Source organism: Collimonas arenae (assembly GCF_000786695.1).
In the GTDB taxonomy this organism is placed as follows: Bacteria; Pseudomonadota; Gammaproteobacteria; order Burkholderiales; family Burkholderiaceae_D; genus Collimonas; species Collimonas arenae_A.
This window is the reverse complement of sequence record NZ_CP009962.1, coordinates 3,586,284-3,610,358: the sequence shown is the minus strand read 5'-3', so window position 1 is coordinate 3,610,358 and position 24,075 is coordinate 3,586,284. Positions and strand designations below refer to the sequence as shown.

The following is a 24,075-nucleotide window of genomic DNA, read 5'->3' as shown; positions in this document are numbered from 1 at the left end:
ACCCTGTTAAAAGTGACAGTTTCGGAGTTTTTTACTTTCTGTACAGTAACAATGTTGCCTCGTCTCCGATTTGCAATGCTGTCATTTTTTTTGTCTGGCGATCAGGAATGCGGCGATTGGCCGGCTTCCCGGTGGCCGCATCAAATCTCAGCCGGGGTCCACCACAATCTTGTTTCATCTGTCACGAGAACCCCATGCGCGCGCTCATCCATCCGCAGCTTTGCCCATCCTAGTCGTCGTTGTCGACATCTGCCCGCAAGACAATGCCTGAATAAAGTCCGGCACCTGCGGCCCTACTGGCTGTCGCGGGACCATCGCTCTTCACTATTTTCCATTGCTGTCACACCACTGCCAAGAGGGTTTCCATGTCGAATCCGGTCGAAACAACTGCTGCACCAATCGCGCTGTCCAACGACATACACATGTCTACCCATGAACTTTCATCGGTGCAGCAAGTGGTCTGGCTGGACCAGATGCTCAATCCAGCCATCCCTTACTACAATATCGGCTTGTCGGCAGTTATCGATGTCCCGGTCGACCCTAGCATTTTGCAGCAAGCTATCCATGAGTTCGCCATGCATAACGATGCGTCGCGGCTGGTGCTGGTAAAAGCGCCAGGCGTCGCCCGGCAGCGGATTCTACCCTCGGTGGATATTGTTCTGAAGATATCTGACTTTTCCGGTGAAGCCGATGCAGAGCAACGCGCACGCGACTACGTGGAGCAGGTATTCAAGCAACCCTTCGATTTGTATGGCGGCCTGCTCTGGAAAACGGAACTGGTTTGCATCAGCCCCAGCCGTTATCTCTGGTTGTTGTGCTATCACCACCTGGTCGCCGACGGCATCAGTACCTCGCAGAGTTTCGCCAGTATCGCAAGTGGCTACAACCGGTTGCTAGGACTAGATACGACAGTCGCCGAAGCGGCGCCTTCCTATCTCGATTTCATCGCTAAAGACCGTGACTATGCGACTTCGTCGCGCTTCGCGCTCGACAAGGAATTTTGGCGCAGCCGTTTTGCACAGCTGCCGGCGCGGCTGGTCAACGGCGACAGCGCGCTCGCAGCCAAAGATCTGGCGCCCAGCGAGCAGGTGTACTGGTCGCTCTCGCGCGCGCAGTTCGATCAGCTGACTGGGTATGCAACGGAGCACGGTTTTTCCGCCTCGGATTTCGTGCTGGCCCTGATCAGCGTGTACTTTGCGCGCATCCAGGATCTGGATGAAGTGATCATCGGCGTACCCGTGCATAACCGCGGCAGCGCCCGAGAAAAAGCCACATTCGGCATGTTTTCCTCGATTATTCCGGTCTGGATCGCGCTGGACCGGCAGCAGCCGTTTGCCCAGGCAATGGCGGCCGTGGCCAAGGAAATGCGCCGCTGCTACCGTCATCAGCGCTTCCCGATTGCCGAAATCAACCGCGCTCTGAACGTGGTGCAAAACGGCTATCGCCAGCTGTTCGACGTATCGCTCTCCTTCGAAGTCTTCAATACCGATTTCCCCATGGCCGGCGGAATGGCCAGCGGCGTCAAGCTGGATCACGGCTACGAACAGACGCCACTGGCCATGTCGGTGCGGGATTTTCACGCAGGCCAGGATGTGCTGATTGTCTTCGATTACAACACGCGGCATTTCACGCGCGATGAAGTCGTGGCGATACAAAGTCGCATGGCATTGCTGATGGACGCCATTCTTGCTGGCGCTGATAGCGCGATCGAGCAGTTACCGCTACTTACCGCAGTGGAACGCGAGCAGATCGTAGACGGCTGGAATGCGACCCGGGCCGAGTATGCCACAACCTTGTTGCCGCAGTTGTTTGAGACGCAAGCGGAGCAGACCCCGCAGGCCTTGGCGGTGGAGCAGGGCCTGCAGCAACTAAGCTATGCCGAACTGAATCGCCAGGCCAACCAGCTGGCGCATTATCTGCGCGAACTGGGTGTACAGCCGGAGGATCGAGTCGCGATCTGCGTCGAACGTAGTGTGGCAATGGTGGTGGGAATGCTGGCGGTACTGAAGGCCGGTGCTGCCTATGTACCGTTGGATCCGGCCTATCCGGCTGACCGCCTGACGCATATGCTGAGTGACAGTGCGCCGCGCGTGGTGCTGACGCAAGGCGGGATAAGCGGCGCGTGGCAGCAGGTGAGAGCGACGATTGCTGCAGACTTGCCGGTTCTCGATCTGCGAGCGCCAAGCTGGACCGGCTATCCGCAGCACAATCCGGATAGCAGCCATATGGCGCCGTCAGACCTGGCTTACGTGATCTATACCTCCGGTTCGACCGGCTTGCCGAAAGGCGTGATGGTCGAGCATCGCAACCTGGTCAATCTGGTGCACTGGCACTGCGACGCATTTGATGTCAAAGCGGGTCAGCGTACGTCTTGCGTGGCGCGCCTGGGGTTTGACGCTGCGGTGTGGGAAATCTGGCCAGCCTTGAGCGCCGGCGCTAGCTTGCTGCTGCCGGAACGCGACGACGATGCCGCAACGGTGCTGGCATGGTGGCGTCAACAATCGCTCGATGTGGGCTTCCTGCCGACGCCGATGGCGGAATACGCCTTGCGTAACGGCATCGTCAATCCACAACTGCGCCACCTGCTGACTGGCGGCGATCGTTTGCGTTACGCGCCGCAGAACGGTCTACCGTTCTCGCTGATTAATAATTACGGCCCGACTGAAGCTACGGTGGTCGCTACCTCGGGACGTTTGACTTCGGACGATGGCATTTTGCATATCGGCCGGCCGATTGCCAATACCCAGGTCTATCTGCTGGATGCGCAAGGCGAACCGGTGCCGGTCGGCGTCACCGGTGAGCTGTATATCGGTGGCGCCGGCGTAGCGCGCGGCTATCTGAACCAGTCTGAGCTGACCGAGCAACGTTTCGTTCCGGATCGCTTCTCGTCTGTTTCTGGAGCACGGCTATACAAGAGCGGCGATCTGGCGCGTTGGCAAGCCGACGGCACGCTGGTTTACCTGGGGCGCAATGACTTCCAGGTCAAGCTGCGCGGCTTTCGCATTGAACTCGGTGAAATTGAAGCCCAGCTGGCGGCGCATCCGGCGATTAGCGAAACAGTCGTGATCGTACGGGAAGATACACCCGGCGATCAGCGCCTGGTAGCGTACATCGTCGTCAACCAAGAGGCCGAGACCGAGACCCTGCGTACGCACCTGAGCAACAACCTGCCTGACTACATGGTGCCCGCAGCCTACGTCACGCTGGCGTCGTTGCCGCTGACAGCCAACGGCAAACTTGACCGCAAGAACCTGCCCGCACCGGATAGCGATGCTTACGCCTTAAGCGGCTTTGCCCCGCCGCAGGGAGAGACCGAAATTGCGCTAGCGGCGATCTGGGCCGAACTGCTGCAGATTGAGCGCATTGGCCGCCACGACAATTTCTTCTCGCTCGGCGGCCATTCGCTGCTGGCGGTGACGCTGATGGAACGCATGCGCCAGCAAGGTTTGCAGGCCGAGGTACGGGCGCTGTTTGCCGCACCGACCCTGGCCGGACTGGCGTCGGCGATCGGCGTCGAAAGCGGGCTGGTGACGGTTCCAGCCAATCTGATTCCACCTGACTGCGCAACCATCACGCCGGCCATGCTGCCGCTGGTGAATTTGAGCAGCGAGGAAATTGCCAGGGTGACCGAACGTGTTCCGGGAGGCGCAACCAATGTGCAGGATATCTATCCGCTGGCGCCCTTGCAGGAAGGGATATTGCTCCATCATCTGATGGCGAAAGAAGGCGATCCGTATCTGCTGGTCGGAATGACCGGTTTCGACACGCGGGAGCGGCTGCAAGCTTATCTGGCCGCTTTGCAAAACGTGATACAACGGCACGATGTGCTGCGTACCGCCATCGTCTGGGAAGGCGTACCGGAGCCGCTGCAGGTGGTGTGGCGCAACGCGCCGCTGGTGCAGGAAGAACTGATCCTCGATCCGGCCGATGGCGATGTCGCACGCCAGCTCAGGGATCGTTTCGATCCGCGCCATATCCGCATCGACCTGTCGCAGGCGCCGCTGATACGGACCAGCTTTGCCTACGACTCGGTGCAGCGACGCTGGGTGCTGCTGACATTGATACACCATTTGATTAACGATCACACCACGTTGGAAGTGGTGCGTGAGGAGATCGCCGCGCACTTGCAGGGCCAAGAGGCGCTTTTACCGGCACCGCTGCAGTTCCGCAATTATGTAGCGCAAGCCAGGCTAGGCCGCAGCATAGCCCAGCACGAAGATTTTTTCAGGGAAATGCTGAACGGGGTTGACGAAACTACCGCACCTTTCGGCTTGCTGGAAGTGCATGGCGATGGTGACGGTTTGGAAGAAGACCGGGTGCACATCGGTGTGGCGCTGTCACAACGTCTGCGGCGGCAGGCGCGGCAACTGGGCGTGAGCGCGGCCAGCCTGTGCCATTTGGCATGGGCGCAAGTGTTGGCACGGGTCGCCAGCCGCAGCGATGTGGTGTTCGGCACAGTGCTGTTCGGCCGTATGCAAGGCGGAGAAGGTGCTGACCGCATGATGGGTTTGCTGATCAACACGCTGCCGTTGCGGATCAACATCGACCAGCAAAGCGTTGCCGACAGCGTGCGGCGCACTCATGCCTTGCTGGTGGAATTGATGGAGCATGAGCATGCCTCGTTAGCGCTGGCGCAACGGGCCAGCGCAATCGTTGCGCCGCAGCCCTTGTTCTCAGCCTTGCTCAATTACCGTCACAGCGTGCGTGACGATGCATCGCCTGCGGAGCAAGCCGCATGGCAGGGCATCACCCAGATTTCAGGAGAAGAACGCAGCAACTATCCTCTGGGCATGTCGATTGACGATCTCGGCTCAGACTTCGCTTTGACTGCACAAGTGACGCCAGAGATAGGTGCGCGGCGCGTGTGCAGCTTCATGGAGACGGCGCTGGAAGGCCTGGTGAACGCATTGGAGACGACCCCGCAACGTGCTATCAACAGCATCGATGTGCTGCCGGCGGCAGAGCGTCATCAAATCGTCTCAGACTGGAACGTGACGCAACAAGCGCATCCGGGGGAGTTGCTGCCACAACTGTTTGAGGCGCAGGCTATCCGGACTCCGGAAGCGGTGGCGGTGACGCATGGCGCGGAACAACTGACTTATGCCGAACTGAATCGCCAAGCCAACCAGCTGGCGCATTATCTGCGCGAGCTGGGCGTACAGCCGGACGACCGTGTGGCAATTTGCGTCGAGCGCGGCGTGGCGATGGTAGTTGGCTTGCTGGCGGTACTGAAAGCTGGCGCAGCCTATGTGCCGCTGGATCCGGCTTATCCGGCCGACCGCCTGACGCATATGCTCAACGACAGTGCGCCGCGCGTGGTGCTCACGCAAGGCGGTATCGGCGGCAGCTGGCAGCAGGTAAGGGCGACGGTTGCGGCGGATTTGCCGGTGTTGGAATTACAGGCGCCCGGTTGGTCTGCCTATCCCGAGCATAATCCGGACCACAGTCATTTGCGGCCATCCAACCTCGCATACATCATTTACACATCTGGTTCGACCGGTACGCCGAAGGGGGTGATGGTTGAGCATCGCAACGTCACGCGGTTGTTTGCTGCGACCGACGACTGGTTTCATTTTGATGCGGAAGACGTCTGGAGCCTGTTTCATTCCTTTGCTTTTGATTTTTCGGTATGGGAAATCTGGGGCGCCTTGCTGCATGGTGGCCGCCTGCTTGTGGTCCCGCTGGACATTGCGCGCTCGGCGGAAGATTTTTATCGCTTGTTGTGCCAGGAAAAAGTCACGATCCTCAACCAGACCCCGAGCGCTTTTCGCCAGCTGATTGCTGCGCAAGGCGCCAGCGCGGAAAGTCATCGGCTGCGCCATGTGATTTTCGGCGGCGAAGCCTTGGAGCCGTCGACTCTGGCGCCCTGGTATGCGCAAAGCCGGAACAGTAATACGAAATTGATCAACATGTACGGGATTACGGAAACCACCGTCCACGTCACCTATCAGCCGATCACGGCGGCCGATTCCGAACGCGGCGGCGTCAGCCCGATTGGCGTGCGGATTCCCGACCTGAGTTTATATCTGCTGGATGCGCAGGGCGAGCCGGTGCCTGTGGGGGTGGCAGGCGAAATGCATGTCGGTGGCGCCGGCGTGGCGCGCGGTTACATGAACCGGCCTGACCTGACTGAGCAGCGCTTCATTGCAGACCGTTTTTCATCCGTCGCCGGTGCACGCTTGTACAAGAGCGGCGACCTGGCGCGTTGGCAGGCCGACGGGACGCTGGTATATCTGGGCCGGAACGATTTCCAGGTCAAGATCCGCGGCTTTCGTATTGAGCTGGGTGAAATTGAAACGCAGCTGGAAAGCCATCCGGCGATCCGCGAGGCGGTCGTCATAGCCCGCGAAGATACCCCCGGCGACAAACGTCTGGTGGCTTACATCGTCGTCAATCCGCATGCCGCTACGCAGGATGCCAAAGAGGCAAGCGCAGAGACGTTGCGCGCGCACCTGAGCAACAACCTGCCGGACTACATGGTGCCTGCCGCCTATGTGACTTTGGCGTCGCTGCCGCTGACAGCCAACGGCAAGTTGGACCGCAAAGGTTTGCCTGCACCCGCCGGCGACGCCTATGCCGCGAGCGGCTATGTCGCGCCGCAAGGAGAGACCGAAATTGCGCTGGCGGCGATCTGGACCGAACTGCTGCAGATCGGGCGCATCGGCCGCCACGACAATTTCTTCTCGCTCGGCGGCCATTCGCTGCTGGCGGTGACGCTGATGGAGCGCATGCGCCAGCAAGGTTTGCAGGCCGAAGTGCGGGCGCTGTTTGTCACGCCGACCCTGGCCGGACTGGCGGCGGCGATCGGCGTCGAAAGCGGGCTGGTGACGGTTCCGGCCAATCTGATTCCACCTGACTGCGCAACCATCACGCCGGCCATGCTGCCGCTGGTGAATTTGAACAGCGAGGAAATTGCAAGGGTGATCGAGCGCGTTCCGGGCGGCGTAGCCAATGTGCAGGATATCTATCCGCTGGCGCCCTTGCAGGAAGGGATATTGTTCCATCATTTGATGGCAAAGGAAGGCGACCCATATCTGCTGGTCGGCTTGACCAGTTTCGACACGCGAACCCGACTGGATAGCTATCTGTCGGCATTGCAAGGCGTGATACAGCGGCATGACGTGCTGCGCACCGCTGTCGTCTGGGAAGGTGTACCGGAACCGCTGCAAGTTGTATGGCGCAACGCGCCGCTGGTGCAGGAAGAACTCATCCTCGATCCGGCCGATGGCGACGTTGCGCGCCAGCTCAGGGCTCGCTTCGACCCGCGCCATACCCGCCTTGATTTGTCGCAGGCGCCGTTGATACGGACCAGCTTTGCCTACGATCCGGTGCAGCAGCGTTGGGTGATGCTAACCCTGATGCATCACTTGATCAGCGATCACACCACGCTGGAAGTGGTGCGCGCCGAGATCGGCGCGCACCTGCAGGGTCAAGAGACGCTGCTGCCGGTGCCCCTGCAGTTCCGCAATTATGTGGCGCAAGCCAGGCTGGGCAGCGCCACCGCGCTGCATGAAAATTTCTTCAGGACGATGCTGGGAGAGGTTGACGAAACCACCGCCCCTTTTGGCTTGCTGGAAGTGCATGGCGATGGCAGCGGCGTGGAGGAGGGGCATGTACAGCTTGACGCGGCGCTGTCGCAGCGCTTGCGGCGGCAGGCGCGGCAACTGGGCGTGAGCGCGGCCAGCCTGTGCCATATGGCGTGGGCGCTTGTGCTGGCGCGGGTCGCCAACCGCCGCGATGTGGTGTTCGGCACAGTGCTATTCGGCCGCATGCAGGGTGGCGAAGGATCCGACCGCATGATGGGTTTGCTGGTCAACACGCTGCCGTTGCGGATCAACATCGCGCAGCAGGGCGCGGCAGACAGTGTGCAGCATGTGCATGCTTTGCTGGCCGATCTGATGGAGCACGAGCACGCCTCGCTTGCGCTGGCGCAACGGGCTAGCGCAATCGCTGCGCCACAGCCTCTGTTCTCGGCCTTGCTCAATTATCGTCATGGCGCGCAGGGCGAGGCATCGCCCGCCGAGCTGGCGACCTGGCAAGGCATTAGCCAGATTTCTGGAGAAGAGCGCAGCAACTACCCCCTGAGCTTGTCGGTTGACGATCTCGGATCAGGCTTCGCTTTGACTGCGCAAGTGACGCCAGAGATAGGTGCGCGGCGCGTATGCAGCTTCATGGAGACGGCGCTGGAAGGCCTTGTGAGTGCATTGGAGACGACGCCGCAACGCGCCATCAACAGCATCGATGTACTACCGGCGGCAGAGCGCCATCAGATTGTGATCACCTGGAATGCAGCACATTCCAGCGTGCCGGCGCTGGCGTTGCCGCAATTGTTCGAGGTGCGGGCGGCTGAGACGCCGGACGCATTGGCAGTGGTGCATGGCGCGCAACAATTGAGCTACGCCGAACTGAATCGCCAGGCCAACCAGTTGGCGCATTATCTGTACGAGTCGGGTGTCAGGCCGGCAGACCGGGTGGCTTTGCATATGGACCGCTGCACGCAGTTGATTGTGGCGGAACTGGCGATCCTTAAATGCGGTGCGGCCTATGTGCCGATAGATCCGGCCTTGCCGGACGAACGCAAGATATTCATGGCCAATGACAGCGGCATCGGTCTGGTGCTGGCGCTGAACGGCGGCCGCTGGCCGTCACTGGCAGGCGTGTTGCGCATCAATCTGGACGATGCGGCGGTAGTGGCTGCGGCAAGTGCACACGCCACCGGCAATCCGACGCCAAACAGCGATGACGAGTCGATTGCCTACATCATGTACACCTCGGGTTCAACCGGTCAGCCGAAGGGGGTGATGGTGCCGCATCGTGGCATCAAATGTCTGGTGCTGGAGAATAACTACGCGGCATTTAACGCCAGCGACCGCCTTGCGTTCGCCGCCAATCCGGCTTTCGATGCATCGACTATGGAAATCTGGGCAGCCTTGCTGAATGGCGCTCGCATCGTCGTGATTGACAAAGATGTTTTCCTCGATCCGCTGCGCCTTGCCGAACGGCTCGAGCAGCAAGGCGTCACTACCTTGTTCCTGACGACGGCTGTGTTCAACCAGTGCGCGGCCATCGTGCCGGGCGCATTCAGCAAGTTGCGCTACCTGCTGACCGGCGGTGAACGTTGTGATCCGCAGGCCTTCGCGCGTGTCATGGAGGCCGGTAAACCGCAACATCTGATTCATTGTTATGGACCAACCGAAGCGACCACTTACGCCACAACCTATGAGGTCAGTGCAATCGACGCTGGCCGCGAAACCATACCGATAGGCCGGCCGCTCGCCAACACTCAGGTCTATCTGCTGGACGCGCAAGGAGAGCCAGTGCCGGTCGGCGTCGCCGGCGAGATCTGCATCGGCGGCATGCAAGTGGCTTGCGGTTACCGGAACCGGGCCGAATTGACGGCGGAGCGCTTTGTCGCAGACCGCTTCTCCGGCAAGGCTGGCGCGCTGCTGTACCGTACCGGCGACTTGGCGCGCTGGCAGGCGGACGGCAACCTGGTGCATCTGGGTCGCAATGACTTCCAGGTCAAGATCCGCGGCTTCCGTATTGAAATGGGTGAGATCGAAAGCCAGCTGGCGGCACATCCGGCGATACATGAAGCGGTGGTGATTGCGCGCGAGGATACGCCGGGCGACAAGCGGCTGGTGGCCTATATTGTTGCAAAAATTCCGGCCAATGAGGGCGATGCCAGTACGGCAGATGACGTGGCAGGGGAGCTTGACGCCGAAGCGCTGCGAGCGTATCTGAGCATTAACATGCCGGATTACATGGTGCCGGCGGCTTATGTGATGCTGGCTGCACTGCCGCTGACCGTCAATGGCAAGCTCGACCGCAAGCATTTGCCCGCGCCGGATAGCGATGCCTACGCAGTAAGCGGCTACGTAGCACCGCAAGGGGAGACGGAAACCGCGCTGGCGGCAATCTGGTCGGAGTTGCTGCAGATCGGGCGCGTCGGTCGTCATGATAATTTTTTCTCACTCGGCGGTCATTCCCTGCTGGCGATACAGCTTATTTCACGGCTGCGGCATGCCTTCAACGTCGAGGTGGCGGTCAGCACACTGTTTGCACATCCGTTGCTGTTCGATTTTTCGACGCAGCTGCTGGCCAGCAGTGTCAGCGTCCGGCCGCAGTTGACGGCCAGCATCGGTGCAGAAAGGGAGTTGCTATCGTTCGCGCAGCAACGGCTATGGTTCCTGGAGCAGATGGGCGGCATCAGCCATGCCTATCACATTCCGTTGGCCTTGCAATTGCGTGGCGAGCTCGATCGGGTTGCCCTTGTCCAGGCGCTGGAGCGCGTGATATTTCGGCACGAAGCATTGCGTACCCGTTTTGTGGCGCAAGAGGGGTTAGGTGCGATACAGCAGGTGATGGCGGCAGAGACCACTCACTTCCAGCTGATCGAGCACGACTTGCGGCACCATCCGGAACGCGATGAAGAGCGTGAGAGGCTAATCGCAGAAGATGCTGCGACACCCTTCGACCTGGCGCAAGGGCCGCTGATCCGTGGCCGTCTGCTGCAAGAGACGCGCACCCAGCACACCTTGCTGATCACGACCCACCATATTGTGTCGGATGGCTGGTCGACGGCGCTGCTGATCAACGAAATCAGCGCCTTGTATAACGCCTACTGCGAGGGGCGGCATGATCCTTTGCCAGCCTTGACGATCCAATATCCAGACTACGCGGCATGGCAGCGGCGCTGGATGCGTGGGGCGGTGCTGGAGCAACAAACAGCTTACTGGAAGCAAAGTCTGGCAGGAGCGCCTACCTTGCTCGAACTGCCGACCGACTACCCACGGCCGCCGCAGCAAGACTATGCCGGGGCATCTGTCGACATTGTGCTGGATGCGAGCCTGACGCGACAATTGAAATCCTTGAGCCAGCGCCATGGCGCTACGCTATACATGACCTTGTTGGGTAGCTGGGCCCTGTTGATGGGGCGGCTGGCGGGGCAGGACGATGTGGTCATTGGCACTCCGGCAGCGAACCGCAGCCAGCAGGAAGTGGAGGGATTGATCGGTTTCTTCGTCAACACGCTGGCGCTGCGGATCAATCTGCCGCGTCAGGCAAATGTGGCGATGCTGCTGGCGCACGTGAAAGAACAGTCGCTCGCGGCGCAACAATATCAGGAAGTGCCATTCGAACAAGTGGTGGAGCATGCCCATCCGGTGCGCAGCATGGCGCATAGCCCTTTGTTCCAGGTGATGTTTGCATGGCAGAATGCGCCGCAGGGCGATTTGCAACTTGCCGGCCTGGAGCTGGCGCCGCTTGCCATCCGTCATGCCACGGCAAAGTTCGACCTGACCTTGTCGCTCGGCGAAGCCGGTGAACACATTGCCGGTTCGCTGGAATATGCGACGGCATTGTTTGAGCGCGGCACGGTGGAGCGCTACCTCGGATATTGGCGGCGCCTGCTGCAGGCGATGGTCAGCGACGACATGCAGCAGATTGCGCGCCTGCCATTGCTGGACCAGGATGAACGCCAGCGTGTGCTGACGGAATGGAATGCCACGCAGGTGTCTTATCCGGATCGTGAGCGGCTGTTGCATCAGCTTTGCGAGGCGCAAGCCGAGCGGACACCGCAAGCGGTGGCAGTGCAGCAAGGTGAGCAGCAACTGAGTTACGTTGAGCTGAATCGCCAGGCCAACCAGCTGGCGCATTATCTGCGCGAGCTGGGCGTGCAGCCCGACGATCGGGTGGCGATCTGCGTTGAACGCAGCCTGGCGATGGTGGTCGGTCTGCTGGCGGTGCTGAAGGCAGGTGCTGCCTACGTTCCTTTGGATCCGGCTTACCCGGCTGACCGCCTGGCGCATATGCTGGCCGACAGCGCGCCGCGCGTGGTGCTGACGCAAGACGGCATCAGCGGCGCGTGGCAGCAGGTGAGAGCGACGATTGCAGCAGATCTGCCGCTGCTGGATCTGCAAGCGCCAGGCTGGAGCAGCTATCCCGATCACAATCCGGACAGCCGCCATCTGCAATCGTCGGACCTGGCTTATGTGATCTACACCTCCGGTTCGACCGGCAAACCGAAGGGGGTAATGAATGAACACAGCGGTGTCGTCAACCGCATGCTTTGGATGCAGCAGGCTTACGGCCTGGCGCCGCATGACGTGGTGCTGCAAAAGACGCCTTTCAGTTTTGACGTCTCGGTCTGGGAATTCTTCTGGCCGCTGATGGTCGGCGCCAAGCTGGTCATGGCCAAGCCTGACGGCCATAAGGATCCCGCCTATCTGAGCGAGATCATTCGCAGCGCAGGCGTCACCACCTTGCATTTCGTGCCATCGATGCTGCAGGTATTCGCTGCCCACGAGGAAGCGCGCAATTGCAGCAGCATTGTGCGCGTGATGTGCAGCGGCGAGGCGCTGCCGGCTTCGCTGGCCAACAGTTTCCAGCAACTGCTGCCACAAGCCGGGCTGCACAATCTGTATGGGCCTACCGAGGCAGCTGTGGATGTCACTGCCTGGACCTGCGTGGCAGGAGACACCCGTTCTCTGGTTCCTATCGGCAAGCCGATTGCCAACACCAGTATTTATATCCTCGATAACGAGGGCGAGCCGGTGCCTGTCGGTGTGGCAGGAGAATTGCATATTGGCGGCGTACAGGTGGCGCGCGGCTACCTGAACCAGCCTGGGCTGACCGAACAACGCTTTGTCCCGGACCGCTTCTCGTCATTGTCCGGCGCTCGGCTATACAAGAGCGGCGACCTGGCGCGGTGGCAACCCGACGGTACCCTGGCATACCTGGGGCGCAATGACTTCCAGGTCAAGATCCGCGGCTTTCGGATTGAACTGGGCGAAATAGAAACCCAGCTGGCGGCACATCCGGCGATTCGCGAGGTGGTCGTGCTGGCCCGGGAAGACGTTGCGGGCGACAAGCGCCTGGTGGCTTACCTTGTCGTCAATATGCCGGTGGAGATTGAAACCTTGCGCGCGCATCTCAGCATCAACCTGCCGGACTACATGGTGCCGGCTGCCTATGTCATGCTGGCGGAGTTGCCGTTGACCGCCAACGGCAAGCTGGACCGCAAGAGCATGCCTGCGCCAGCTGGCGACGCCTATGCCGCGAGCGGCTATGTGGCGCCGCAAGGGGAGACGGAAATCGCTTTGGCGGCCATCTGGTCGGAGCTTCTGCAAACCGACCGCATCAGCCGTCACGATAATTTCTTCTCGCTCGGTGGGCACTCGCTGCTGGCGGTGCAGATGATTTCGCGGCTGAGAAAGGCGTTTGGCGTCGAAGTCGCACTGAACACGGTGTTCATGCATCCTTTCCTAGCTGACTTCGCCGCCAGGTTGTCCGGCAGCGACACCCGCATCCGGCCGGTAATGACGGCGATCAGCGGCGCCGAGCGCGAAGTGCTGTCGTTTGCGCAGCAGCGTCTGTGGTTCCTTGAGCAAATGGGCGAGGTACGCCAGGCTTATCACGTGCCGCTCGGTTTGCAGTTGCGCGGCGAGCTTGACCGTGTTGCCTTGATTCAGGCGCTGGAGCGGCTGGTGTACCGGCATGAAGCATTACGTACCCGCTTTGTCGTGAAAGAGGGGGCAGGGGCGATACAGCAGATCACTGCGGCCGATCTCAGCCATTTCCATCTGGTCGAACATGATTTGCGCCATCATCCCGAGCGGGATGCGGAACGCGAGCGTTTGATTGCCGAAGAGGCAGCGCTGCCTTTCGATCTGGCGCAGGGACCGCTGATCCGCGGCCGTCTGCTGCAAGAAGCGCGCACCCAGCATACGCTGCTGATTACGATGCACCATATCGTGTCGGACGGCTGGTCGCTTGGCGTGCTGCTTAACGAAATCAGCGCGCTATATAGCGCTTACCACCAGGGTGAATATGATCCGCTGCCGGCCTTGACAGTACAGTATCCCGACTATGCGGCATGGCAGCGGCGCTGGATGAGCGGCGCGGTGCTGGAACAGCAGATCGCCTACTGGAAGCAAAGTCTGGAGGGGGCGCCAGGTTTGCTGGAGCTGCCAACCGATTATTCTCGTCCTTTGCAGCAAGACTATGCCGGCGCCTGGGTGGAAACGGTGTTGGACGAAGACTTGACAAAAAAACTCAAGTCCCTGAGCCAGCGCCACGGCAACACACTGCACATGACGCTCATGAGTAGCTGGGCCTTGCTGCTGGGGCGGCTGGCGGGCCAGGACGATGTCGTTATCGGCACGCCGACCGCCAACCGCAATCAGCAGGAAGTGGAAGGCCTGATCGGATTTTTCGTCAATACGCTGGCGTTGCGGATCCGCCTCCCGGAGCAAGCCACGGTGGCGATGCTGCTGACGCAAGTCCGGCAGCAGTCACTAGCGGCGCAACAGCATCAGGAAATCCCGTTCGAACAAGTCGTGGAACATACCCATCCGGTGCGCAGCCTGGCGCACAGTCCTTTGTTCCAGGTCATGTTTGCATGGCAGAACGCACCGCAAGGGGCGCTGCATCTGCCCGGGCTGGAGCTGACGCACTTGCCCTTCAAACAGATGACGTCGAAATTCGACCTGACCTTGTCGCTGGGTGAAACGGGCGATACGATTACCGGCGTGCTGGAATATGCCACAGCCTTGTTCGAGCGGAGCACCATAGAACGCTATCTGGGTTATTGGCACCGCCTGCTGGAAGCCATGGTCCGCGATGAGACGCAGCAGATAGCGCGCCTGCCGTTGCTGGGCGAAACCGAACGTCACCAGATAGTGAAGGCGTGGAACACAACCGCTGCCCACTTGCCAGCGCCAGCGCTGCCGCAGCTGTTCGAAGCGCAAGCGGCCAAGGCCCCGGACGCACTGGCGGCGGTGCATGGCGCGGCGCAGCTAAGCTATGCCGAGCTGAACCGCCAGGCCAACCAGTTGGCGCATTACCTGCGCACGCTTGGCGTCAAGCCGGCGGACAGGGTGGCCTTGCATCTGGATCGTTCGTTGCAACTGATTGTTGCAGAGCTGGCGATTCTCAAATGCGGAGCAAGCTATGTGCCGATCGATCCGAGTCTGCCCGACGAGCGCAAGATATTCATGGCCAGCGACAGCAGCGTCGGCCTGGTGCTGGCCATGCTTGGCGATGAGTGGCCAGCGCTGGCGTCGGTGACCCGCATCGATCTGGACGATGCCGCGGTAATGGCAGTTGCAAGCGCACACGCTACCGTCAATCTGGCGCCAGGCAGCGACGATGAATCGATTGCCTACATCATGTACACCTCGGGTTCTACCGGCCAGCCGAAAGGCGTGCTGGTGCCGCAACGAGGCATCAAACGTCTGGTGCTGGATAACGGTTACGCCGCATTCGATGCCAGCGACCGCATCGCATTCGCCGCCAATCCGGCCTTCGATGCTTCGACGATGGAAATCTGGGGCGCCCTGTTGAACGGCGGCCGCATCGTCGTGATCGATAAAGATGTTTTCCTTGATTCCTTGCGTTTCGCAGTGGCGCTGGAACAACATGGCGTTACCACACTGTTCCTGACGACGGCGGTATTTAACCAGTGTGCAGCGGTGGTGCCGGAAGCTTTCAGCAAATTGCGTTATTTGCTGACCGGTGGCGAGCGTTGCGATCCGCTGGCTTTTGCCAGCGTCATGGAAGCTGGTAAGCCGCAACACCTGATCCACTGCTATGGGCCGACAGAAACCACCACCTACGCCACAACCTATGAAGTCGAGAGATTGTATGCAGGCCAGGAAACCATCCCGATAGGACGACCGCTTGCCAATACCGAGGTTTATCTGCTGGATGCGCAGGGAGAACCGGTGCCGGTCGGCGTCGCCGGCGAGATCTACATCGGTGGAGCGGGTGTGGCATGCGGCTACCTGAACAGGGCCGAGCTGACGGCCGAGCGCTTTGTCGCGGACCGTTTCTCCGGCCGGCCTGGAGCGCTGCTGTATCGCACCGGCGACCTGGGGCGTTGGCAGGCAGACGGCAACCTGGTGCATCTGGGGCGCAATGATTTCCAGGTCAAGATCCGCGGTTTCCGTATCGAGCTGGGCGAGATCGAAGCCAGGCTTGTTACGCATCCGGCGATCCGCGAAGCGGTGGTGATTGCGCGCGAAGACAAGCAGGGCGACAAGCGCTTGGTCGCCTATATCGTGACCGATGAAGATGGCGATGCCGAAGCCTTGCGCTCCCACCTGAGCGCCGGCATGCCTGAGTATATGGTGCCGGCAGCCTATGTCAGGCTCGCAGCGTTGCCGCTGACGCCCAATGGCAAGCTGGACCGCAAGAGCTTGCCTGCGCCCGATACCGATGCTTATGCGGTGGCTGGCTATCTGGCGCCGGAAGGAGAAATCGAAAGCGCCTTGGCTGAGATCTGGTCGGAATTATTGCAGATCCCGCAGGTCGGCCGTCATGACAATTTCTTCGCCCTGGGTGGCCATTCGTTATCGATCCTGCAAGTGGTGACTTTGCTGAAGAAAAAGGGTGCGCGAATTTCGGCCAGCGATGTATTTACCTACCCGACCGTCGCTGCCCTGGCCGAGCATATTGCGCAGATGAATCCGCTGGAAACCGAGAATCGCGCTGTGCTGGTGCGCTCAGGCGGCCGCCAGCGGCCGCTGTTCATGATGCACGAAGGTTCCGGCCTGCTGATCTATGCACATATGTTGGCGCTGCATATCGACCCCGGCATTCCTGTCTACGGACTGCCGCCGGTGCCATCGGAAAGCACGCCGCTGCTTGACGTGCAGAGCATGGCGGCGCGTATGCTGGGATTGATCAGGGAAGTGCAACCCAATGGCCCTTATCGCGTGGCCGGCTGGTCCTTTGGCGGTATCCTGGCCTACGAGGTTGCGCAACAGTTCATCAGCGCCGGCGAACAGGTGGAGTTCATCGGATTGTTCGATACCCACTGCGCGATCGGCGAGGATGAGGAGAGGGAAGAGAAGCTGGGCGACAAACAGCTGATGCTGGCGCTGCTGCAAGCCGCCGCCAGCAACGATCCGCTACGGCAGGCCGCGATGGACAAGTTGAAGGCGGTTTCGGCCGATGTCGATATTCCAACCTTGCTGCAGATGGCAAGGCGCAATGGCCTGTTCCCGTCCGGCTTTTCCTTGCAGGGCTTGCTGCAACTGATGGGAAACAGCCGCACCCTGATTCGCGCCTATGCCGATTACGCCGCACAGCCGATCAGCATCCCGGTGCATTTGTATAGCGCCGAGGGCGACACTGTCAATGAACCTCTGCGCGGTTGGGGGAGGGTGCTATCGGAGCTGCAGCTGCGATTTGTGCCGGTGCCGGGAACCCATCAATCGATGATGATTTCGCCGCATATCGAGGTATTTGCGCAGGCGCTGAATGGCGCATTGCAGCCAGCTGTGCTGGAAGGACGGGTGGCGACGCTGCAGCTTTGATTGATCTGTTTTAGTTGATGCGCTGCGGCGGCTAGAACAGGATTTGTTCAAGCCGCCGTAGCGGGCTGTCTTTCAGCTTGCCGTCAATGTTTCGCCAGGCCAGCGCTGCCGTTGCCGGAAGACGGGTGGCGTAATTGCGGTCGGCATTTTGCCAGCCTGCGCAACGGCGTTGTTGCTGGTTAGCGCGCTATAAATTTCTGCCAAACGGCATGCAATCCGGCCATGGCCCGCGCTATCGGGCAGGATGCGATGACTGCGCTGGTAAAAAATATAGTGATCGCACGTTATACGCAGCAAGGCTGTGATCCATAGCCGGTCTTGTATCAGGTTTCTGGCGCGGCTAACGTCGGCGCGCATCCATGCTTCGGCTGCGGCGGCCGGATCACGGTCACGGCTAAAATCGAGATAAGGCAGCTCGCCGGTGAAGCTGGCGGCCACCAGCTGACGCGGCCCGTGCTCGGTCAGCAGCATTTGCAGGCGTGCTGCTTCGGTTTCATTTGCCACGGTTTGCATCGCGCCCAGAAAATGGGCGAGATGGATTTCGCCATGAATGTCAATGGCTTCGGCGAGGTTGAAATTGGCGGCTGCGGATGCGCATCCGGCGTTTTGCCAGATTGCCATTTGACCCGGGTTCAGCACCGAGGCGGCTATCGGGTGGGCGACGGTATTCAGGAGAGTCTCCATCTTGTGAACAAAATCGGCGACGATTCGCAGCCTGCGCGGCGGCCTGGGCAACCCAGGTGGCCAAGCGCTTCCTGCGGGCGATAGAATATAGCGCGCCGGTTTCTGCTTTGCTAGCTATAAAAAGTGACAGTTGGTCTAAACCGGTGCTTGATGATAAAAATCACGCCCGGTGTTCGTCTCTGCTGGCATTTTGCAAATTTCCCATGTCGGATGATCAAGGCAGCGGAAAAACCAGGCAGGTGGTGGTGGCATGGGCATAGATCTTGCCGTCGACATCGATAATATTGGCTTCAGCCACGCCGACCCTGCCGCCGACCTGAATCGTCTTGCCGATGGCGCGCACAGGACCGGTTTTATCGGTCAACGCCCGGATCAGGTTAACCTTCAGCTCCAGCGTGGTGTAGCCGCTGCCCTTGGGCAGGGTGGATTGCACCGCGCAGCCTAGCGCTGAATCCAGCAAAGTGCAGAAGTAGCCGCCATGTACGCTGCCGATCGGATTGTAATGCTGCTTGCCTGGGGTGCCTTGAAACACTACGCGGCCAGGCTCCGCCTCCAGCAGCGTGAAATCAAGTGTTTGCGCAATCGGCGGAATCGGCAATTCGCCATCCAGGATGCGTTGTAAAAATTCAACACCGCTGTATTGCTTCAATTGTTCCGGTGACGCGACGCCGGGGGCGGCCAGTTTGGCGCGTACGGCGGCTTCTTGCGCCAGCCACTGCGCTACGGTTTCTTCACGGGTGGACATTCTCTCTCCAGTTGACGTTGCAGATTTGCGGGACCGCGCCATTATGCCTCGTCGTCTTGAACGGCGCTGCCAACGGCGCGCAATGCTGCTCTGCACGATGGGTAATGATTGTAGACAGAGTTGTATATGTGTAGTATTGAGACAACAAAAGAGCACGACCGTGCGTTTATATAAGGAGATGTGGTTATGAAATCGCTACGCCGAATCGCAGTTGCTTCTGTCTTTTGCTGTTGCATACCGTTGGGGCAAGCCCATGCTTCGCTGTTCAACCTGTTCGGGTCCTCTGCGGCCAGTACTTACGCGCAAACCAAGTATCCGATTGTGCTGGTGCACGGACTGGCCGGTACTTCCAAATATTTCGGCATTGTCGACTACTGGTGGCAGATTCCAAGTGATCTGCGCGCCAACGGCGCCACCGTCTACGTTGCCGACGTGTCCGCCTTCAACAGCGATGAAACGCGTGGCGAAGAGTTGCTGAAGCAGATCAGCAGCGTGCTGGCCGCGACCGGCGCGGCCAAGGTCAATCTGATCTCGCATAGCCAGGGCGGCACGACTTCGCGCTACGCTGCTGCGGTCAAGCCGCAATGGGTGGCCTCGGTCACCACCATCGGTACGCCGCACGCGGGAACGCCGGTAGCCGATACGGTCAACCTGGCGCCGCAGGCCCTGAAGAATCTGCTGGCCGACGGTACCTCGGTACTGGGGCAACTGCTGAGCCTGTTCGTCGGCAATCCGCAACCGCAGGATCCGCTGGCGGCCTTGAGCGGCCTGACCACGGCCGGTGCGGCGAGTTTTAACCGCAATTATCCCAGCGCCGGCGTACCCGCCAATTGCAGCGTGAACGGCGCCACGTCGGAAGTCCGAAGCGGCAACACCCAGTTGCTGTATTCGTGGACTGGCAACCAGGCCGCCACTAACATTCTCGATGTTACCGATCCGGTCATGGTGCTGGGTAGTGTCATCATCAAGACTGCTGGCGGCGGCGATAACGATGGCCTGGTGCCGGTATGCAGCGCGCGCTTCGGCCGCGAACTGGGAGTGTATGGCTGGAACCATCTGGACGAGGTCAACCAGTTGTTCGGCTTGCGCGGCCTGTTTAGCGCCGATCCGGTGGTGACTATCAGGACTCAGGCCAACCGGCTTAAGACCGCCGGCTTGTAGGCGGATGCCAGATGCAAACCAGACACAGGTTTTTCCTGGCGCTCGTGATTGTCGTCGCTGGTTTGCTTGCTGCGGCGTTGCTTTGGTTCCGTTCGCCGGAACCGGCAACGGCAACGGCCGTCGCCGGCATGCCACCAGACGTGCGGACAATATCGTCGAATCACGTCGGCCCCGGCCGGTGGAGCGCAGCAGCTACGTCAGAGCCGGCCATGGCCGATACCAGTCCGCCGCCAGGTCTGGCAGTGGATGCGAATCAGCATCTGCAGGTCAACCGTGCCTTGCGGGATGTGTTCGATTATTACCTGTTGGGAGGCTTGCCTGGTTCTCGGTCAGAACATTTGGCGCAATTGCTGGCCTACCTGAAAAGCGGTTTGCCGGCATTGGCCTATGTCGACGGCGAGCGTTTGGCGCGCGCCTACGTGGCCTACCTGGCGGCCCACGACGCATTGCTGGAACGGCAGAGCGTGCCGGTGATTACGCCGGACAGCAAGATGGCGGCGCTAGACGCCGATCGCATGGCGGTCTGGCTGTCGCAATTATCGCGTTTGCGGCAAGACAGGCTGGGAATAGATGTGGCAAAGATCTGGTTTGGCGATGAAGAAGCCGAGTCGCAACGCATGCTGGCGGCTTTGCGCAGCGGGACCAGGATCGGCTTAAATGCAGGGGCGGCCGATCCGGTGCAAAAGGGCTTTGACGATCTGCGCCAGCTACGGCAGCAGGGCGCTAGCCAGCAAGCACAGCACGACATGATGGCGCAGCAGTTCGGACCAGCGGCGGCGCAGCGCTTTGACCAGCTTGGACAGGAGGAGCAAGCCTGGCAAGAACGTTATGCCGCCTATCGTCAGGCCGCCGATCAGATACGCCAACAGAGCGGCACTGCGGAAGAAGACCGTAACCGGCAGATCGAAGTCTTGCGCAACCAGGCCTTTAGCGATGATGCTGAACGTATGCGGGCGCAGGGGATGGACCGGCGTTGAGATGCGGTGGAGTACTGCGGTGAAGGAAGTGGCGGGCGCTGTACGCCCGCCACCTTTTCCTGGATCAGGATTCGTTCGCCAGCGGCGCGGCTTTTGCCTCCGTCGCATGCTCTCCCTTGAAGAAACGCAAGGCCCGCTTGCCCCAGTTATCCAGATAGCTGTAAGCCACCGGCACCACCACCAGCGTCAGTAGGGTCGAGGTAATGATCCCGCCAATCACGGCGCGTCCCATCGGGGCCTGGGTTTCGCCGCCATCGCCGAGGCCGAGCGCCATCGGCAGCATGCCGAAAATCATTGCCAGCGTAGTCATCAGGATAGGCCGCAGGCGTACCTGGCCTGCGGTCAGGATGGCGTCGTATTGTGAGCAGCCGCCACGCTGTTCGCGGTTGCTGAAATCGACCAGCAGGATCGCATTCTTGGTGACCAGCCCCATCAGCATGATGAAGCCGATGATGGAAAAGATATTCAAGGTGCTGCCGGTAATCAGTAAAGCCAGGAACACGCCGATCAGGGAAAACGGCAGCGAAGCCATGATCGCGATCGGCTGCAGGAAGCTGCCGAACTGCGAGGCCAGGATCAGGTAGATGAAGATCACCGCGATACCGAGCGCCGCCATCGCTGAACCAAACGCTTCCTGCATGTCCTTGGTGCGGCCGCCGACATCGAAGCGGTAGCCTGGCGGCAGTTCAATCTGCTTGATCACGGCTTGCACTTCGGTGCCGACGTCGCCGGACGGACGGCCTTCGACGTTGGCGTAGATGCCGATACGGCGCTGCAAATCCTGGCGCTTGATCACGCGCGGGCTGGAGGAGTGCACGAATTCCACTACTTGCCGCAACGGCACCATGATCGGCTTGCCTTCGCTGTCGAGATTGCTGCTGGCGACCGACAAGTCGCCGAGATCGGCGATTTTCTGGCGGCCCGATTTCGGCAGCTGCACGTTGACTTCATAGTTTTGCCCGTCAGCGGCCAGCCAGTGGCCGTTGGCGTCGCCTGAGACAAACGGCCGCAAGGCCGCGCCGATCTGCTGCACGCTCAGGCCGAGGTCGCTGGCCAGGGTATTGTTGACCTTGATGGTGATCGACGGGTTGGCAGCAGTCAGGCTGTTCTCAAGGTCAGTGATCCCTTTGATCTTGCCGATCTTCAGCATCACCTGGTCGGCGATGGCGCTCAGCTTGTCGGTTTCCGGGCCTAGGATCGCAACATAGATTGGTTTATCCCAGCCCACCGATAATTCGATGCCGGGAATCGATTTCAAGCGCTCGCGGATATTCTTTTCGACGTCCTTTTGCGAGATGCGATGGCTTGTATTGCGATCGGTCAGGGTCAGATTCATGTCGGCCGCATTGCGGCCATCGTCGGTGCCGACTGTCGTGCTGATGGTGTCGATTTCAGGCATCTTGCGCAGCGCGTCTTCGATCTGGTGCATCTTGCTGTCGGTATAAGCCAGGCTGGAGCCGACAGGCGTTTTGAGCTTGAGCGCGATGAAGCCCTGGTCGGTATCCGGAATGAATTCGGTGCCCACTAGCGGCGCCAGGAACAGGCTGCCGACAAACAGCGCCAAGGCCAGGCCAAGCGTGGCTTTACGCCAAGCCAGTGCACGCTTCAGGATGCGGCCATAGATCCCATGGACGCGCTCGATCAGGTGTTCGATGGCAGCCATCATGCGTCCCAGCCAGGGAAAACGCTTGAAGCGGTTCTCCGGCGGGTCGGGCCAGATCGAGGACAACATCGGGTCCAGCGTAAAGCTGACGAACAAGGACACCAGCACCGCCACAGTGACGGTGACGCCGAACTGCAGGAAGAAGCGGCCGATGATGCCCTTCATGAAAGCGACCGGTACGAACACGGCGACAATCGCAAAGGTGGTCGCCATCACCGCCAGGCCGATTTCCTGGGTGCCGTCGCGGGCTGCTGTGACATGGTTTTTTCCCATATCCAGATGGCGTACGATATTTTCACGAACCACGATGGCGTCGTCGATCAGCAGGCCGATGCACAGCGACAGCGCCATCAGGGTCATGAAGTTCAGTGTGAAACCAAAGGCGTGCAGGGCGATGAAGCTGGCGATCACAGAGATTGGCAGGGTCAAGCCGGTAATGATGGTGCTGCGCCAGGAGTGCAGGAACAGGAACACGATCAGCACCGTCAGCGCTGCGCCTTCCAGGATGGTTTCCTTGACGCGGTCGAGCGAGCTCTTGACGTTGTCCGAGTTGGCGTGGACGATCTTGATCTCTACGTCCTTCGGCAACTGCGTCTTGAGAACTTCCACCTCATCCCTGACGCCATCGCCGACGGCGACGATGTTGGCGTCCTGGATCTTGGTGATGTCCAGGTTGATGGCGCGCTGGCCGTTAAAGCGCGAGATCGAGGATTCTTCACGTTCGCCGTCGCTGATCTGCGCCACCTGATCGAGATAGACCGGAGCGCCGCCGCGGCGTGCGACGATGATCTGGCCGAAGGCGCGCGGGTCTTTCATCTTGCCCTCCAGCCGCACCAGCTGGTCGGAGACGCCGCGCGTGATCAGGCCGGCCGGCATGTCCTGGTTGGTGGTCTGGATCGCATTCAAGACTTCATCGACGCCGACTTTTTGCGCCGCCATCTGCTCCGGCTTGAGATTGACCAGCACTTGGCGGCTGACATTGCCGCCGACATCGATCTTGGCCACCCCCGCCACAGCCTGCAAACGCTTGACGATGATTTGTTCGGTCAGGGTGGAGAGGTCGCGCAGGCTACGCGTTTTCGACGTCACGCTGAGGGAAGCCAGCGGTTGTGTATTCAGCGTATCGCCACGGACAATGAACGGGTCCTTGGCGTCTTTCGGCATGCCGGGCCGGATCTGGGCGATCTTGTCGCGCACTTCCTGCACCGCCCGGTCCATGTTGACGTTCAGCTCGAACGTCACCCAGGTCGAATTGCGGCCTTCATAGGAACTGGAAAGGATAGACTTGATGCCGCTCACCGAATTGATCGTATCTTCGATCGGCTTGGTGATGTCGTTCTCGACTGCCTCCGGCGAGGCGCCCGGATAGCGCATCTCGATCAGCAGGCCCGGAGTCTGTATGTCCGGCATCTGCTCCAGCCCCAGTTCCTGGTAAGAGAACAGGCCGAGCACCAGCAACGCCACCATCACCATGGTAGCGAATACCGGATGGTTAATACTGATTTTGGTTATCCACATGGCTGT

6 protein-coding genes are annotated in these 24,075 nt (G+C 60.2%); 3 read left to right on the top strand and 3 right to left on the bottom strand.

The features are described from left to right. The first annotated feature begins 365 nt into the window (after positions 1 to 365). Positions 366 to 17,321, top strand: a complete 16,956-nt coding sequence (locus tag LT85_RS15835; protein ID WP_052135246.1) for a non-ribosomal peptide synthetase — start codon at positions 366 to 368, stop codon at positions 17,319 to 17,321. 72 nt (positions 17,322 to 17,393) lie between these two features. Here the strand turns inward: LT85_RS15835 and LT85_RS15830 are convergent, their stop codons facing one another. Then, positions 17,394 to 18,005: a condensation domain-containing protein gene (locus LT85_RS15830; RefSeq protein ID WP_038490518.1), complete on the bottom strand. Its 612-nt coding sequence runs from the start codon at positions 18,003 to 18,005 to the stop codon at positions 17,394 to 17,396. A gap of 214 nt (positions 18,006 to 18,219) precedes the next feature. Beyond that, entirely contained in the window at positions 18,220 to 18,750 is a 531-nt protein-coding gene (locus tag LT85_RS15825; RefSeq protein ID WP_081992434.1) for a PaaI family thioesterase, read from the bottom strand. Between the two features lie 186 nt (positions 18,751 to 18,936). On the opposite strand from LT85_RS15825, the gene LT85_RS15820 reads away from it, so the two are divergent. Continuing rightward, positions 18,937 to 19,911 carry a lipase family alpha/beta hydrolase gene (locus LT85_RS15820; protein WP_038490513.1) on the top strand — a complete coding sequence of 325 codons (975 nt, stop codon included), beginning with the start codon at positions 18,937 to 18,939 and terminating at the stop codon, positions 19,909 to 19,911. A gap of 11 nt (positions 19,912 to 19,922) precedes the next feature. Next, positions 19,923 to 20,888: a lipase secretion chaperone gene (locus LT85_RS15815; RefSeq protein WP_038490510.1), complete on the top strand. Its 966-nt coding sequence runs from the start codon at positions 19,923 to 19,925 to the stop codon at positions 20,886 to 20,888. Between the two features lie 64 nt (positions 20,889 to 20,952). Here the strand turns inward: LT85_RS15815 and LT85_RS15810 are convergent, their stop codons facing one another. Continuing rightward, positions 20,953 to 24,069 carry an efflux RND transporter permease subunit gene (locus tag LT85_RS15810; protein ID WP_038490508.1) on the bottom strand — a complete coding sequence of 1,039 codons (3,117 nt, stop codon included), beginning with the start codon at positions 24,067 to 24,069 and terminating at the stop codon, positions 20,953 to 20,955. Positions 24,070 to 24,075 lie beyond the last annotated feature (6 nt).

Coding starts and splice junctions, on each gene's coding strand:
- LT85_RS15835 (WP_052135246.1), top strand. CDS start 366: ATGTCGAATCCGGTCGAAACAACTGCTGCACCAATCGCGCTGTCCAAC.
- LT85_RS15830 (WP_038490518.1), bottom strand. CDS start 18,005: ATGGAGACTCTCCTGAATACCGTCGCCCACCCGATAGCCGCCTCGGTG.
- LT85_RS15825 (WP_081992434.1), bottom strand. CDS start 18,750: ATGTCCACCCGTGAAGAAACCGTAGCGCAGTGGCTGGCGCAAGAAGCC.
- LT85_RS15820 (WP_038490513.1), top strand. CDS start 18,937: ATGAAATCGCTACGCCGAATCGCAGTTGCTTCTGTCTTTTGCTGTTGC.
- LT85_RS15815 (WP_038490510.1), top strand. CDS start 19,923: ATGCAAACCAGACACAGGTTTTTCCTGGCGCTCGTGATTGTCGTCGCT.
- LT85_RS15810 (WP_038490508.1), bottom strand. CDS start 24,069: ATGTGGATAACCAAAATCAGTATTAACCATCCGGTATTCGCTACCATG.